A 15,499-nucleotide genomic window follows, 5' to 3' on the forward strand; every position below is an offset into this window, starting at 1 on the left:
CCTTTTGCTGTTTAGCGCAACGCTAGACACGTACAAAGTCGGTTTCGAAATTAAAGGTATGCCAGAGATGACGCGCGCAGGAGTACTCGAAAAGGCGACCATTGTCGAGAAAGGCCGTTTGTTCCACCTGAATCAGGATAGTCGGCTCGCTTAAGTCCAGCCACTGCCGCTCCTGGTCACTGGCGTTCCGCCCGGTTACCGTCATATGCGCACTGTGAATAATCTGCCCCAGTTCACGGGTAATGTAAGCGTAAATGGAGTGCTGAATATGACGGAGGTTGAGATGAGGGAAAAGCGCCACCGGCATCCAGGTGTACTCAACAATCGATGGGATCGCGTCAATAATACGCACCCGCTGAATCTCATGGACCAGTTCGCCTTCCGGGATTTGCAATTTTTGCGCAATGTCCTGCTTCGCAGGCACAGCGGCATACTGCTGGACGCGTGTCGACAACGTTTTACCATAGCTGGCACACCGCTGCGCGGTGCCTATGAGATGAGAATTGCTGGCGGCAGAAACCTGACGCTTTACAAAAGACCCCAACCCGCGTTTACGTAACACCAGACCTTCTCTGACCAGCAGATCCAGCGCCTTCGCCACCGTTAATTCGCTACAGGCAAATTCAGCCGCCAGTTTCGCGCCTTCGGGAAGTTTTTTATCCGGAGCATAAATGCCCGCCACAATGCGATGTCGCACCTTGTGGTATATGTCCATATATTTCGGCATAGTTCCTCCGCAAACGGCCCCTTACGGGGCCGGTTCTTGTTATCGGGATAGTGAGGCCGCCATCCGAACCCAGGTATGTCGTCGCCCACGAATCGCAATCGACAAGGCATTGAGCGCCTGCGGATCGGCCATACCCGCCACGCCGGCGTCGCCAAAATTATGCATGTCGCTGCCGCAACGCTTACTGGCAAGGCCAATTTCGCGCACCGTAGCACAATCCGCCCCTTCCTGACTACTGCTCAGGGTGGTGACGGCAAGACCGCCGCAGTCGTGCACCGCCTGCACAATTTCCGCTACACGGACTTCCGACGCGCCGCGACAGCCCGCGGGCGCCGGAAAGATTACGCCATGCGCGCCAGCCCGGATATAGCTGGCATACTCTTCCGGCTGCCCCAGCCCTGTCGTCAAGAATTTCGCGACCAGAATCAGTTTATCTGTTTGCGCACGGAGCTGGCTAATCGCCTGGCGCAGACGTTCAGGCGTGACGCCGGGTTTGTCATAGCCGGTGAGGCAGAAGAAATCTGCATGTGCCATCGCATGGAAATGCGCGGGCGAAAAAGCATTGGGCGTTGAGGCATCGCCTTCTCCGCTGATTTCAAAACTGACGCCAGTTAAGCGCCCGGTTAACCGTTTCACCTGGGTGACAGGATCGTTGCCAAACCGGCCGTCGCCGCCGTTGAGCTCAGGTTGCAGGCAGTTTACGCCCTTCAACAACAGCAAATCTGCGCCGAAGGCGCTAATCAGTTCCGCGTTGGTCACTTCTGCAAACAACGGCGGTGACTGTACGGCGATCTCGGCCATAATGACTCGCCCTTCGCTGACCATAATGGCTTCGCGCAACTCATCGCCCATGACGGGGAGAGAAAAGTCGCTGGCCCGACAGTTGAGGATCCGTTTCATCATGCAACCTCCCCGCCGAGGGTGACAATGGCAGGAGACGGTTGGCGAAATGCCGTTTCAAGGATTTCGAGGTTGGTCAGCGCCTCGCTTTCACTGAGGTAATTCGCCTCTCCGCGGGTCAGGGTCGCATACAGCGAATCGTAAACGCGGCCATAATCACCCGGAACCGCCGCAAACGTCTCGCGGACGGTATCCCCGTCAGTATTCACATATTCCAGCACGGCCATTTCTTGATCCGCGCCAAATGCGGCGTCTCCTGGCATAATACCGGCTTTCAGGCTGGTCTCTTGTTGATCGATACCATAGCGAATAAACGACCCCCGGGTACCATGAACGATAAACCGCGGCCCGGCTATTTTGACCAGATGACTGGTTTTGACAATCGCGGTCGTGGTGCCGTAATAGAGATGTACTTCAAAGGTATCGTCAGGATTATGCGGATTTCTCAGCTTACGGAGATGGTATCCAACCTGCTGCGGACGACCCAATAGCGAGAGGATTTGATCAACAGTGTGCACGCCCAGGCCATAAAACGCGCCGGTGAAATCGCTGCCCGGACAGGTTTCTGCATCGGGACGAAAATAGTCGAAGTGGCTTTCGATGTCGACAATATCGCCCAGTTTGCCGCTCTCAATAGCCTGTTTCATGGTCAGAAAGCAGCTATCGAACCGTCTGTTCTGAAAGGGCGTGACGGTAAGTCCTTTTTCGCGCGCCAGCGCAAACAGCGTTTTGGCTTCCTCCAGCGTGGTGGTAAACGGTTTCTCCACCAGCACATTTTTACCTTTTTCAAGGCATAATTTTGCGTATTGGTAATGGCTGTCCGGGTGGGTACAGATCACCACCAGTTGGATTTCGCTGTCGTTCAGAATATCGTCAGGATTCGACGTGAAAGTAATATGCTGATAGCGTTCGCTGGCTTCAATTTCCGGCTTACGCTGAATATCATAAATACATTTAACGTTGAATTTATCTTTGCGATACAGAACATACGGCAAATGATAACGGGTGGCGCTTTTACCAAAACCGATATAAGCACAATTAATCATGATTATTCCTTAATAAAAAAAGATAAGGCCGCGTGAACCGCAGCGGGTCCGTCGAGTTTGCTAAAATGCTGAGGATCTATCGGGACAACAGGGCAGTGATGATTAATCTCCTGCGCGATCGTTTCCTGAAGATAAGCGAGCTGTGGCCCGAGCAAAATCAGCTGCGCCTTTTCATACTCTTGCGCCAGTTTTCCGGCGTTAACCGCATAAACAGTCAGCGTGCAACTCTGGCTCTCGGTATATTTACGCATTTTCGATGCCATCAATGAGGTGGACATGCCTTCATTGCAGGCCAGAATAATGGTTTTACCGTCCAGCAGATGAATACCTTCTGCGTCATCGCCATGGGTCTCAGCGTTTTGCTCCGCAACGATTTCGTCGATGACCTTTTCATTGCGGTTCTTGATCATTGCGCTTTCGTAGGCTTTCAAAAATGGCATATAGATAATCACCCCCAGCGCCAGCAAAACCGCCTGCAAAATCACATTGCGGTAATCACCGCCGGAACCCAGCCATCCGGAAATAAATGGTGGAACAGACCACGGGACATACGCGACTATTTTCGACACCCATCCCCAGGACGTCGAAAAATAAGCGATAATAAAATTAATTTGTGGGTAAACGATGAATGGAATCATCATTAACGGATTATAAAGCACCGGGAAACCAAATATTACCGGTTCGTTGATATTGAAGAGGCCCGGCGCAATGACCGTTCGGGAAAATTTACGATGGCTGGATAATTTACTACGAATAAATACGGCCAGCAGCAGCGCCAGCGTGCTCCCTGTCCCGCCCATATGACCGTAAAGATCGCGAAACGGTAGCACGATGATATGCGGCGGAACTTGCCCGCTGGCAAAAGCCGCCATATTTTCCTGCATCGCCACCAGTAGCGGCGGCTCCAGGACAGGATTGATAATACCGCCGGGATGAATCCCTAATGCAAACAGGATATTGGTAAGCGTCGTCAGCACCAGAAAGCCAGGAAGATTGGTGGTTAAATGCACTAATGGCGCCTGTATAAGCCGCTGTATCAGGGCCTGAACCTCTGTGTGCGCCAGTGTGCTTACCGCAAACGCCGCCAGCGCGAAACTGGCTATCGTCAGCATTATCGAAAACATGGCCTGAAAGGATTGCACTACCATGGGCGGGACGTCGTCACCAAGGCGAATCTGTAGCGCCTGACATTTTGACACCCACAAGAAGAGATTGGTTGAGAGTATCGCCGTGAGTATCGCCAGAAAGACGCCCCCGGCATTGGTACAAGCGTAAGGCACGATACCCGACAGTGTAATCTTCTGACCATCTGCCAGGGTTTGCGTTGTTTCTAGCGGCATCAATACATAAAATACCGCCAGCGCGACCATCGCGGGTATAACCGGCGTCGAGTGTTTTTTCTTACTGGCGACATGATACGCCACTAATATTACCAGCATCAGCGATAATATATTCATCGTGCCATTAAGAATTCGCTCACCAATATTACGCAGACGTAATAAGGCTTCGGTAGATAAAAAGTTGCTCAATAGGCCATTGGTATCAAGAATGACATAATTAAGCATAATAAATAAACCCGCCAGCACGAGGAAGGGAACCGCAATAATAAAACTATCGCGTAAGCTCCGTAAATGAACCTCAGCGGCCATCTTCTGCGAGGCGTCAGTAATCCGCCCCAGTATTGAGGATTGAAACATACCGTATCCCTGTCGAAAAGAGGATTAACGCGGAGCGGGGAAATTCAGCGCGATCATTTCCTGAATAAGTTCCCGGGCGAGCATGGCCGTCATTAAATGGTCTTGTGCATGGACCATAATTAAATGAACCGGTACTTTCCCTTCTCCTTCATCATATTCAATTAGTCGGGTTTGTAAGGCGTGGGCTTCTTTCGCGGCTTGTTCAGACGCGGCCATTTGCTTCGCTGATTCAGAAAAATTGCCTTTTCGGGCCTCCTGTAACGCCTTAAATGCGCAGCTTTTACACTGCCCGGCATTAACAATCAGGCCCATCACGGTCTCTTCATAGCCTGTTTCGCTAAACATATGCACTCTCCATGAAATGTGAATGACGACATCCACCTCTGGTGAGATCCCTCACCGCCCTCAGGTTTCATGGAAAAGCATTTAAAACTATATAGTTTTAAATTAAATCTATATAGATCACATTTTAAACACTGCCTGAAGCGTCATTCCCGCTTAAGCCGTTTCGAATTACATAACCATAGCGTGATCACCAACAGCAGGATCGCCGCCGAGTAGATCAGCACATCCAGTGGAGAGGTATGATCGACGATGATCAGCCGCACAATCGCAGTGATCCCGATATACACAAAATAACGTAGCGGAAAGTGAAAGCCGGATTGAAAGTACTTAACAATCAGGGCGATAAATTCGAAATAGAGAAAATAGACCACCAGCCCTTCCACCAGCTCATATTTGCTGGTTTGTTCAGGCGCAAACAAGACATCCGCGAGATGCAGCGTCTCTTTTCCGAGGAAGACAACGAGGATCAGCCCCAGACTCAGCAGGCCCAGGTTCAGAACAGTCTGAAGCACGGTGGAGATAAACTCCGCGCGTGGACGAGATAATGACGTCATAACGGCACCTCTTTCTCAGTGGCGAGGTTCCTGTATAACGCAAAAATGTGACGGTGATCTATATTTTTTGTTTATGTTTGCTTATTCATCCGATGGCGCTGCGGTTAGCGGAGCGACAAAAACGTTAGCCGGGCAAGCGCTGTGCCGCCCGGCTAACAGCATTAACGGAAATTCACGCTCCGGTCGCTGGTCATGTTGTACAGCTGGAATTTACGTCCCAGTTGCTGACCACCGTCACGCGTCAGCGGCGTCCAGCCAACCGCCGCCCGGCTGCGGGTCGGACCAGAGGAGAAGAGATCCAGCGGAATCGAGACATACACCCCTTTGGTGAAGTCCCCTTCGCCGTATTCGTCCGGCGACACGTTTGTGATGGTGGCGTAACCGCCCACCACCACGCCGCTGTCGAAGCGTTTGGAAATATCCAGCGTTCCGCCCTTATCGCCCGCCAGATACTGACCGACACTCGCTTTCACCAGCACATCCTGCGCAAATGACGGCGTCCAGTAGGCGGTCAAATGCCCGGTCTTAACGCTGTAGTCGGTGAATTTCATCATCTCTTTCGCGCTGCGCCAGTCACGCTGTTTCACGTAATTCGCGTCGAGACCAAAGGCCCAGTTGCTGTCTACCGGACGGTAAAGAACCTCTGCCCCCGCGCCGCCGTACATGGTTTCCAGATAACCCCCGTAGACCTGGCCGTAGAAGCCGTTGCCGAAATACTGGAAGTAATTGGCCTGTAGGTTATTGACGTAAGCGTCGTTCTGCACATATTCACGCACCCGGGTACGCACACGCGGCAGCTTCGAGTCATTTGGCGGATTAGTGTAGTTAAACTTGTCATAGTTGTTGGCAAGGTTGCCAAACAGGCTACCGGTGGTCAACAGATGGTCGGTGACCCACAGATCGGCCGTCGCCATGACGCCCAACTGGTACATGTAGAAGTTTTCCGGCCCGCCCACGGACTGGTTCAGCACCGGATCGATGTGGAAAGCAAAGCGCGACTTGTCGATATACCAGCCCTGCTCGGTACTTTCGGGAACCACAGGCTCAAGGCGTTTTTGCGCCAGCGGCGTTTCGTGTCCCAGCGGTTCCCCTTCAAGATGACGTTTCAGGCTGGAGACGTCCGTCTCGGTGGTCACCTGCGGCAGGTTAAGCCGGTTTTCGGTTACGCGGATCGTGCGGATCCCCTCTGGCAGATCGTTCATCACGATCCGGTTCGCACGTTCGATCCCTTCACGCGAGTCGCGGTATTTCACCTGCTCGCCGGTGACATACAAGGTATCCCCCTTCACCTGAATCTTTGGATCCGCCAGTCCGGCATTGTATTTCAGCAGCGTAAGCTGGTTCGCTACCACCGAGTGTTGCAGGATCGCGTCCTGGGCCTGCGGTTGGTATTTCGGTCGGGCGTTATCGCTGTAAGAGGGGCGCAAATCGTTGAAATTTGTACGCAGCGTGACGCCAAACATAAAGGTGTTGCCGCGCTCATAGCTGAGGTTAACGTCGGCCCAATCGGTGACGCGATAAATGGCGCCGACGTTAAACTTGCTTTTCTGTTCCAGCTTGCCCGCGAAGTCCTGCTGGTAATTATTCCCTTCATATTCCAGCTTCAGACGTAGCGGCTGCCAGGGCGTCTGGTATTCAACGCCGCCAAACAGCGAAGCCGGGCCGTGGAACATCTGGCTACCATCAATGGATCCCGCCTGCTTATAACTATTATCGCGGTAACAATATTTGTCGCTGTAGGAACACAGCGGGTTTGTGACGTTGCCGCTGGTCCCCAGATAACCCCAGCCGAGCCCAAATGAAAAATCAAACGGACCCCAGGCCTTGCTCGCCACGATGTATTCGGCGTCAAACAGGCCGGTCCCCCCGATATCCCGCGCGCCCACCGCCACCTGCGGCATCCAGTAGCTTTCTTCCCAAAGTCGCAGCTTCAGATCGAAGGCTTTATCTTTATAGGTTTGATCGCCGGAGAAAGACTCTACGCTACTGTATTGTCGGGTTCGCACGTCGGTATAACGCAGTGTGGTTTCCAGCCAGGGGAAAAGCTGTACGGAAGCCGAGTAGTAACGGTACTGATCGTTATCACGATAGTTGAGACTCAGCTCACCCTCACGCGCCATGCGCGCGGTCGGGGTTTGTAATAATCCTACGCCGCCAAAGTCAGACTGAGAGGGGCCAATGGGCGCCGGGTACGTTTCGGCGTGGCAGGCCGCGCTGATGCCCAGCGCCAGTAAGCTGAGCAGATGTGTTTTTTTCATTATTCGGGTATCCGCTGCGTCAGGGTATGAAGAATGTCGGCGTTCAGCGCGTCCGGTTCGCTGCTCCAGACAGAATCGTCAAGCCCTACAAAAATGATACTGCCCGGCATCGGTTCAACGTGACGCTTATTCCAGTAAGCGACCGGCACTTTCTGACTGCGTCCATCAGGATAAACAACCCACGCGTAGCTGCGATCCGCGCCACTGAGCAAGTTTTGTCCGTCAAGATAATGGGTGACATCGCGTCCGGGCATAAACGGTTGTTTTCCGGGACGGCTCAGCAGGCCGAACAGAGTGACCTCGGTGGGCTGCGCGCCTACCCACAGCGTATAGTTTCCCTGGAGCGGCGGATTACCGCGTTCGCTAACGCGCACCACGTCCGGGTCGAGCGTAATATGTTGCCTGCCGGTGATTTTCAGCGCCTGAATTTGCTGGCGCAGGGTGTTGATAGCGGCGGCATCGTCACCGCTCTCTTCCGCGCTCAGCGCCGCCAGTCGCGCGACCAGTGCCTGCTGTTGACGCAGTGCCGTGGCGGTAGCCTGTTCTTCGCTAATGACCGCCCCCGGCCACCAGCTGTTCGCCAGCCTCGGCTGGCCGACCAGATCGATCAGGTGTTCCGCGCCGGTCAGCGTTTTGGCTTCCTCGCCCCCTGCCATAAAGACCTTGACGGTGCCCGCGGCAATAACCGATGACGCGCTCAGGCTCAAGAGCAGCGCGGTAAGCGTTCGTCTCATCATGATTTTGCCGCCTTGATCAGCGTGGTTTTCACCGGGAAGAAGTCCGCCCCCAGATACTGCTCTGACTGGCGAATCTGCCCTTCGCTGTCTACCCAGTAGCGGTTATGCCAGCGTGCCTGGTCGGTGGTCACCGCCTCGTCCAGCACACGTACCGGCGTTTCATCACTGCCCACCTTCACCGTATCGCTGCCGTCCCACGTAAAGACCGAGCGCGCGGTGGCGTAGCGAACCTGCCTGAATTCGGTCCAGCCCATCGTGCGGATCCAGGTGGTGCCGTCGACGATCTGGTTGGGCTTTCTTAGCGGGTCTTCAGCGAGGTTATTGACCTCTATAAGGTTGTCGCCGCCGAGCAGCGTTTTCACCAACCGACCATGCTGGGTCACGAGAGTCGCCTGATCCTGGGTCACCCATTTCTGCTGCCCGTTCTCCGCGAAGGCGAGCACCACGAACAGCTGCGGTCCGCCGTTAAGCTGCATATACTGACTGGCATAGGGCATATTCTGGATATCGTCGTCCGTCAGTTGGACGCCAGGCGTACCGAACATGCTGTCCCACAGTGAGTTGCCCAGTTCTTTGGTGGTGGCTGAGCATGCCTGTAACAGCAGGCAAATAAAGATGATTCCAGGTCGCTTCACGACTCTTCTCCGCATGGTTGCCAGGGGTGCGTAACCCTGGCCTTCAGGCCCACAGGCTTTCGGAAATCTAAAATAACCACACCGAAGTGTGGTTATGGTTAAACGTACCGGTGTTACTGGGTACTGGTGGTCGTGGTGGTGGTGGTCCCGGTATTGGAACCGTCACCGCCGCCGGTTGCCGCCAGAGCGACACCCACCGCTGAGCTTACGGTGCTGGCGCTGGTCGCGGAGGAACTGCCCGCTGACACCGACGTCGCCGCCGAACCTGCCGCTTCACCCACCTGAACGGGGGCTGCGTAGACAGAGCTCGCCGCAAGCGCAGATATGGCAAAAATGCCATACAGAACTTTTTTCATAACAATTTCCCTTCATTGAATGAATGGAGATTTACCCAAAAGCGTTTCGGGCGGGATCGAGTATACACAACTAAAGCATGCGGATTGCGGCGGGTCTAAATAGCGAAGTCGTTTTAGGATAATTGGACTTTTGGTGAGCAATTGATTTTAACGTAAATATGATTACGCTTTATAATCAATGCGTTGAAATTTCATGCGTATGCCTTTACCCTCCGTATTTTCCTAAAATAACTCAGGGTGATTTTAGGGGTATTCATTATTTTAGGATTAAGCTCAATATCATTATTTGCGCATCAGCACGGACAAACAGAATTATCTTATAAAAAAGCCGATATGAATATCGGCTTAAAATGAGTTCGATAAATTCATTGGAATGACAGCATGAACGCAGCCGCTACGGCTGCGTTTCAAAGCCGATTAGCGCCAGGCTTTATAGCGGTTGATTAACCCGTTGGTTGAACTGTCATGGCTGCTGATCTCTTTATCATCATTCAGCTCCGGCAGAATACGGTTAGCCAGCTGTTTGCCCAGCTCTACGCCCCACTGGTCAAAAGTGAAGATGTTAAGAATCACGCCCTGAGTGAAGATTTTATGCTCATACAGCGCGATCAGCGCGCCCAGGCTAAACGGCGTGATTTCGCGCAGCAGGATAGAGTTGGTCGGGCGGTTGCCTTCGAACACTTTGAACGGCACAACGTGCTCAAGCGTCGCCGGATCTTTACCCTGGTCGCGGTATTCCTGCTCAACCACCTCGCGGGATTTACCAAACGCCAGCGCTTCAGTCTGGGCGAAGAAGTTAGACAGCAGCTTCGGATGGTGGTCGGACAGCGGGTTGTGCGTAATCGCCGGGGCGATAAAGTCGCAAGGCACCATTTTAGTCCCCTGGTGAATCAACTGGTAGAACGCGTGCTGGCCGTTAGTGCCCGGCTCGCCCCAGATGATGGGACCCGTCTGGTAATCCACCGGATTGCCGTTACGGTCAACGTATTTGCCGTTGGATTCCATGTTGCCCTGTTGGAAGTAGGCCGCAAAGCGGTGCATATACTGGTCGTACGGCAGAATCGCTTCGGTTTCTGCGCCAAAGAAGTTGTTGTACCAGATACCGATCAGCGCCAGCAGCACCGGCAGGTTTTTCTCTGGCGCGGTGGTGGAGAAGTGCTTGTCCATTGCATGCGCGCCGGAGAGCAACTCAACAAAATTGTCGTAGCCCACAGAGAGGATAATCGACAGACCAATCGCTGACCACAGAGAGTAACGGCCGCCCACCCAGTCCCAGAATTCAAACATGTTGGCGGTATCAATACCGAACTCGCCGACCGCTTTCGCGTTGGTGGACAGCGCCGCGAAGTGCTTCGCCACGTGCTTTTCGTCACCGGCGGTATTCAGGAACCAGTCGCGCGCGCTGTGGGCGTTGGTCATGGTCTCCTGAGTGGTGAAGGTTTTGGAGGCGACCAGGAACAGAGTGGTTTCCGGATTCACTGTCTTCAGCACTTCAGCGATGTGGGTGCCATCGACGTTGGAAACGAAGTGCATGTTCAGGTGATTTTTGTACGGACGCAACGCTTCGGTAACCATGAACGGACCAAGGTCGGAGCCGCCAATACCGATATTCACCACGTCGGTAATCGCTTTGCCGGTGTAACCCTTCCAGCGACCGGAAATGATCGCTTCAGAGAAGGTTTTCATCTTCTCGAGTACCGCGTTGACTTCCGGCATCACATCTTTGCCGTCAACGATAATGGGGGTATTGCTACGGTTACGCAGCGCCACGTGCAACACGGCGCGGTCTTCAGTACGGTTGATTTTCTCGCCGGAGAACATGGACTTGATGGCGCCCGCCAGATCGGTCTCTTTCGCCAGATCCTGCAGTTTGCTCAGCGTTTCTTCCGTGATGCGGTTTTTGGAGAAATCCACCAGCATCAGATCGTCAAACGTTGCGGAGAATTTGCTGAAGCGATCGCTATCCTTCGCGAACAGATCCGCGATGGTAACGTCCTTCATCTCGTTAAAGTGTTTCTGGAGTGCCTGCCAGGCAGAAGTCTGCGTCGGGTTGATGTTTTTCATGAGCAATACTCTTCTGATTTGAGAATTGTGACTGGGATCGATTGTAACGCCAGTCACCGAAAAGTGTGATTGTTTTAATGCCGTTGCCCTGGCCATGGTCAAACGAAATGAAAAGAAGCCAAAAGTATAGACGTTATTAGCACCTTTACTGAGCCTAAACGCAGCATAAAAAATCCGCATAATCCCGGCGTTGACAGTCCAGGCCACTCATTTTATTTATAAATACGCGAGTTAAATTTGCATTTGCGCCTGCACCGGTTTCTGTTTTGCCCTTGTGCCATGGTCGCTTTCTCATTCCCTGACACGAGGTTGTTATGACAGAGCTAGTCGTCTCCAAATTTGGCGGTACCAGCGTAGCCGATTTTGATGCCATGAACCGTAGCGCCGACGTGGTGCTTTCCGACACCAACGTGCGCGTGGTGGTGCTTTCCGCTTCGGCGGGTATCACCAATCTGTTGGTTGCGCTGGCGGAGGGACTGGAGCCGCCTGCGCGTTTTGAAAAACTCGACGCCATTCGGCAAATTCAGTTCGATATTCTTGAACGCCTGCGTTACCCGAACGTGATCCGTGAAGAGATCGAACGCCTGCTGGAAAATATCACCACGCTGGCGGAAGCCGCCTCATTAGCCACCTCGGCAGCGCTGACAGACGAGCTGGTCAGCCACGGCGAACTGATGTCGACCCTGCTGTTTGTTGAGATCCTGCGCGAACGCAACGTGCAGGCGCAGTGGTTCGACGTACGGAAAATCATGCGGACGAACGATCGCTTTGGTCGTGCCGAGCCGGACGTTGCCGCGCTGGCGGAACTGGCATCGCTGCAGCTGGCGCCGCGCCTGAGCGAAGGGCTGATCATCACCCAGGGCTTTATTGGCAGCGAAAGCAAAGGCCGCACCACGACGCTGGGTCGCGGCGGTAGTGACTACACGGCAGCGCTGCTGGCCGAAGCGCTGAACGCGACGCGAGTGGATATCTGGACGGACGTTCCGGGCATTTACACCACCGATCCCCGCGTCGTGCCGGCGGCAAAACGCATCGACGAAATCGCCTTCGAAGAAGCCGCGGAAATGGCCACCTTTGGCGCAAAAGTTCTCCATCCCGCGACCCTACTGCCGGCGGTACGCAGTGATATCCCGGTTTTTGTCGGATCGAGCAAAGACCCAAGAGCGGGCGGTACGCTGGTGTGCAACAAAACCCAAAACCCGCCACTGTTCCGCGCGTTGGCGCTGCGCCGCAAGCAGACGCTGCTCACCCTGCACAGCCTGAATATGCTGCATTCGCGTGGCTTCATGGCCGAAGTGTTCGGTATCCTCGCGCGTCATAATATCTCGGTCGACCTGATTACCACGTCGGAAGTCAGCGTGGCGCTGACCCTCGACACCACCGGTTCAACCTCGACCGGCGATACGCTGCTGACGCAATCACTGTTGATGGAACTGTCCGCGCTGTGTCGGGTGGAAGTCGAAGAAGGTCTGGCGCTGGTGGCCCTGATTGGCAACGATCTGTCGAAAGCCTGCGGCGTCGGCAAAGAGGTGTTTGGCGTGCTGGAACCGTTTAACATCCGTATGATCTGCTACGGGGCATCCAGCCATAACCTGTGCTTCCTGGTGCCGGGCGCAGAAGCTGAACAGGTTGTGCAGAAGCTGCACCATAATTTGTTTGAGTGATTGAATTTTTATACCGGAAGGCCCGATGCGCGCAAGCGTCATCGGGCCTTTTTATTTCATTACCGTCCGCACAATGCTTCCGACAAACATAAATTGTTTGAATATTAAACGCTTCCGCGATAAACAATAAGCATGGCCAGGCTCGATCCCGGCCTGTTTATAACGACACAACACACTTATCGCAAGGAATGAAACATGCTGGCCACTCTCACGCGGCTGTTCCCATTATGGGCGCTGCTGCTCTCTGTTATTGCGTATTACACCCCCTCCACTTTTACGCCGGTCGGTCCGTGGATCGCCACCCTACTGATGCTGATTATGTTCGGCATGGGCGTTCACCTTAAGGTTGACGATTTCAAACGCGTGCTTTCCCGGCCTGCGCCGGTGGCTGCCGGGATTTTCCTGCATTATCTGCTGATGCCGCTCGCGGCCTGGGTGCTGGCGCTGGCGTTCAGGATGCCGCCGGAACTGTCCGCAGGTATGGTGCTGGTGGGCAGCGTCGCCAGCGGAACGGCCTCAAACGTGATGATTTATCTGGCGAAGGGTGATGTGGCGCTCTCCGTCACCATCTCGTCCGTCTCGACGTTGGTCGGGGTGGTGGCGACGCCGTTGCTGACGCGGCTGTACGTTGATGCGCACATTCAGGTGGATGTGATGGGCATGCTGCTCAGCATTTTGCAGATAGTGGTGATCCCGATCGCTCTGGGTCTGGTGGTGCACCATCTGTTTCCCCGCGTGGTAAAAGCGGTAGAGCCCTATTTACCCGCGTTTTCGATGGTCTGCATTCTGGCGATCATCAGCGCCGTGGTGGCCGGTTCCGCCTCGCATATTGCTTCGGTCGGCTTTGTGGTGATTATAGCGGTGATCCTGCATAACACCCTCGGTTTGCTCGGCGGCTACTGGGGCGGACGCCTGTTCGGGTTTGATGAATCCACCTGCCGGACGCTGGCGATTGAAGTGGGCATGCAAAACTCCGGCCTCGCCGCGGCGCTGGGGAAAATCTACTTTGGCCCGCTCGCCGCCCTGCCCGGCGCGCTGTTCTCGGTCTGGCACAACCTTTCCGGCTCACTGCTGGCCGGTTACTGGTCCGGTAAGCCTATTGGGAAAAACAAGCATCAATAATTAACGGAAACAGAGGCCTGATAAGCTACGCGCCATTGGGTTATAAAGGCCAGTTGGCGGCTTCGCTTTATCTGGCCTACAAAGCATCGTCTCTTTGCCGTACACTGGTTGCACTATCCGATTGAGGACACCCGCATGGCACTCTCCCGCATTACCCAAAAAGAGATGACGGAACGCGAGCAGCGCGAGCTAAAAACGCTGCTGGATCGCGCGCGCATTGCACATGGTCGTCCGCTGACGAACAGCGAAACCAACAGCGTGAAGAAGGAGTACATCGATAAACTGATGGCCCTGCGCGAAGCAGAAGCTAAAAAAGCCCGCCAGTTGAAGAAAAAGCAGGCTTACAAACCGGATTCAGCGGCGTCGTTCTCCTGGTCGGCGAATACGCCAACGCGCGGCCGACGTTAACGACCTTTCTTTTTACGCCCCGGTGAGGTGAAACGCTTACCGTTTGCCGCCGGGCGCGCTTTCTCTTTTTCTTTCGGTTTTTCGATCTTCACCACTGGGCGCTTTATCCCCGCGGTTTTCGGCTTCGATTTTTCCTTCGGTTTCGCTTCAGACGATGAGTTTTCGATCAGCTTAAACAGCGTAATCAGTTCGTCATCCGTCAGGTCGCGCCATTCGCCGAGCGGCAGCCCGGCCAGGCCCACGTTCATGATGCGCGTACGTTCAAGCTTCGTGACTTCGTAACCGAAGTATTCGCACATCCGGCGGATCTGGCGGTTCAGCCCCTGAATCAGGGTAATGCGGAACACAAATGGCGCTTCTTTTTTTACCTTACACTTTTTGGTGACCGTACCAAGGATCGGCACGCCCGCGCCCATACCACGAATAAACTCGTCGGTGATCGGCTTATCGACCGTCACCAGGTACTCTTTTTCATGATCGTTTCCGGCACGCAGGATTTTGTTGACCAGATCGCCGTGGTTGGTCAGGAAAATCAATCCCTGCGAGTCTTTATCCAGTCGGCCAATCGGGAACACGCGCTTACTGTGGTTAACGAAATCAACGATATTGTCACGCTCGCTGTCTTCAGTGGTGCTGACGATCCCCACCGGCTTGTTCAGGGCGATAAACACCAAATCTTCCGCTTCACGCGGCTCAATCAGCCGACCGTTGACCTTCACCACGTCGCCCGGCATCACCTGATCGCCGATGGTGGCGCGCTTTCCGTTAATGAAGACATTTCCTTGTTCGATAAAGCGGTCGGCTTCACGACGCGAGCAGATCCCGCTTTCGCTGATGTATTTATTGAGTCGGATGGATGAGTCGGGCAGCATAGTTTCTCCTGTAGACACTGCATTCTCCAGGGTGTTACTCCCTTGCCGCCTTGATACAGCCTGAATGCCGGTGTGTATTAAAAGCGAAATATACCTTACCTTTGGGGCGATAAA

Annotated in this window: 15 protein-coding genes; 3 read left to right on the top strand and 12 right to left on the bottom strand. The window is 54.0% G+C overall.

Features of this window, described 5'->3' with window-relative positions:
- Positions 1–22: 22 nt before the first annotated feature.
- The 11 genes from JY391_RS20880 to pgi all read right to left on the bottom strand — a co-directional run bounded on the left by JY391_RS20880 (position 23) and on the right by pgi (position 11,319).
- Positions 23–727: a GntR family transcriptional regulator gene (locus tag JY391_RS20880; protein ID WP_042291256.1), complete on the bottom strand. Its 705-nt coding sequence runs from the start codon at positions 725–727 to the stop codon at positions 23–25.
- Between the two features lie 39 nt (positions 728–766).
- Positions 767–1,630 carry a DUF7916 family protein gene (locus tag JY391_RS20885; RefSeq protein WP_084589032.1) on the bottom strand — a complete coding sequence of 288 codons (864 nt, stop codon included), beginning with the start codon at positions 1,628–1,630 and terminating at the stop codon, positions 767–769.
- The gene (locus JY391_RS20890) at positions 1,627–2,676 is read right to left on the bottom strand and encodes an oxidoreductase (protein ID WP_211935838.1); all 1,050 of its coding nucleotides are present in this window, start codon (positions 2,674–2,676) and stop codon (positions 1,627–1,629) included. The genes JY391_RS20885 and JY391_RS20890 overlap by 4 nt, the downstream gene beginning before the upstream one ends.
- On the bottom strand, positions 2,676–4,322 hold the full coding sequence (locus tag JY391_RS20895) for a PTS transporter subunit EIIC (RefSeq protein WP_229264084.1): 1,647 nt from the start codon (positions 4,320–4,322) through the stop codon (positions 2,676–2,678). Before JY391_RS20895 ends, JY391_RS20890 begins: the two co-directional genes overlap by 1 nt.
- Before the next feature lie 72 nt (positions 4,323–4,394).
- Complete coding sequence (locus tag JY391_RS20900; RefSeq protein WP_060570427.1) at positions 4,395–4,715, bottom strand: PTS lactose/cellobiose transporter subunit IIA; 321 nt, start codon at positions 4,713–4,715, stop codon at positions 4,395–4,397.
- A gap of 143 nt (positions 4,716–4,858) precedes the next feature.
- Positions 4,859–5,269 carry a phosphate-starvation-inducible protein PsiE gene (gene psiE, locus JY391_RS20905; RefSeq protein ID WP_042291264.1) on the bottom strand — a complete coding sequence of 137 codons (411 nt, stop codon included), beginning with the start codon at positions 5,267–5,269 and terminating at the stop codon, positions 4,859–4,861.
- Between the two features lie 161 nt (positions 5,270–5,430).
- Positions 5,431–7,527, bottom strand: a complete 2,097-nt coding sequence (locus JY391_RS20910) for a YjbH domain-containing protein (RefSeq protein WP_211934962.1) — start codon at positions 7,525–7,527, stop codon at positions 5,431–5,433.
- On the bottom strand, positions 7,527–8,264 hold the full coding sequence (locus tag JY391_RS20915; protein ID WP_042291268.1) for a capsule biosynthesis GfcC family protein: 738 nt from the start codon (positions 8,262–8,264) through the stop codon (positions 7,527–7,529). Before JY391_RS20915 ends, JY391_RS20910 begins: the two co-directional genes overlap by 1 nt.
- Positions 8,261–8,899: a YjbF family lipoprotein gene (locus JY391_RS20920; protein WP_211934963.1), complete on the bottom strand. Its 639-nt coding sequence runs from the start codon at positions 8,897–8,899 to the stop codon at positions 8,261–8,263. Before JY391_RS20920 ends, JY391_RS20915 begins: the two co-directional genes overlap by 4 nt.
- Before the next feature lie 113 nt (positions 8,900–9,012).
- Positions 9,013–9,255 (bottom strand): exopolysaccharide production protein YjbE, encoded by a 243-nt coding sequence (yjbE, locus tag JY391_RS20925; RefSeq protein WP_042291277.1) that lies wholly within the window; start codon positions 9,253–9,255, stop codon positions 9,013–9,015.
- 417 nt (positions 9,256–9,672) lie between these two features.
- Complete coding sequence (gene pgi, locus JY391_RS20930) at positions 9,673–11,319, bottom strand: glucose-6-phosphate isomerase (protein ID WP_181822191.1); 1,647 nt, start codon at positions 11,317–11,319, stop codon at positions 9,673–9,675.
- 314 nt (positions 11,320–11,633) lie between these two features.
- Here pgi and lysC point away from each other — a divergent pair, with 314 nt between their 5' ends.
- The 3 genes from lysC to JY391_RS20945 all read left to right on the top strand — a co-directional run bounded on the left by lysC (position 11,634) and on the right by JY391_RS20945 (position 14,513).
- Positions 11,634–12,983, top strand: a complete 1,350-nt coding sequence (gene lysC, locus JY391_RS20935; protein ID WP_211934964.1) for a lysine-sensitive aspartokinase 3 — start codon at positions 11,634–11,636, stop codon at positions 12,981–12,983.
- Positions 12,984–13,178: 195 nt separating this feature from the next.
- Complete coding sequence (gene panS / locus JY391_RS20940; protein WP_042291287.1) at positions 13,179–14,105, top strand: ketopantoate/pantoate/pantothenate transporter PanS; 927 nt, start codon at positions 13,179–13,181, stop codon at positions 14,103–14,105.
- A gap of 135 nt (positions 14,106–14,240) precedes the next feature.
- Complete coding sequence (locus tag JY391_RS20945) at positions 14,241–14,513, top strand: YjbD family protein (RefSeq protein WP_211934965.1); 273 nt, start codon at positions 14,241–14,243, stop codon at positions 14,511–14,513.
- Here JY391_RS20945 and rluF read toward each other — a convergent pair.
- Positions 14,510–15,385, bottom strand: coding sequence for a 23S rRNA pseudouridine(2604) synthase RluF (rluF, locus tag JY391_RS20950; RefSeq protein WP_211934966.1), 876 nt, complete (start codon positions 15,383–15,385; stop codon positions 14,510–14,512). The two genes, JY391_RS20945 and rluF, sit on opposite strands and share 4 nt — an antisense overlap.
- Positions 15,386–15,499 lie beyond the last annotated feature (114 nt).

The sequence above is a fragment of the Citrobacter sedlakii genome, assembly GCF_018128425.1.
Classification (GTDB): domain Bacteria; phylum Pseudomonadota; class Gammaproteobacteria; order Enterobacterales; family Enterobacteriaceae; genus Citrobacter_A; species Citrobacter_A sedlakii.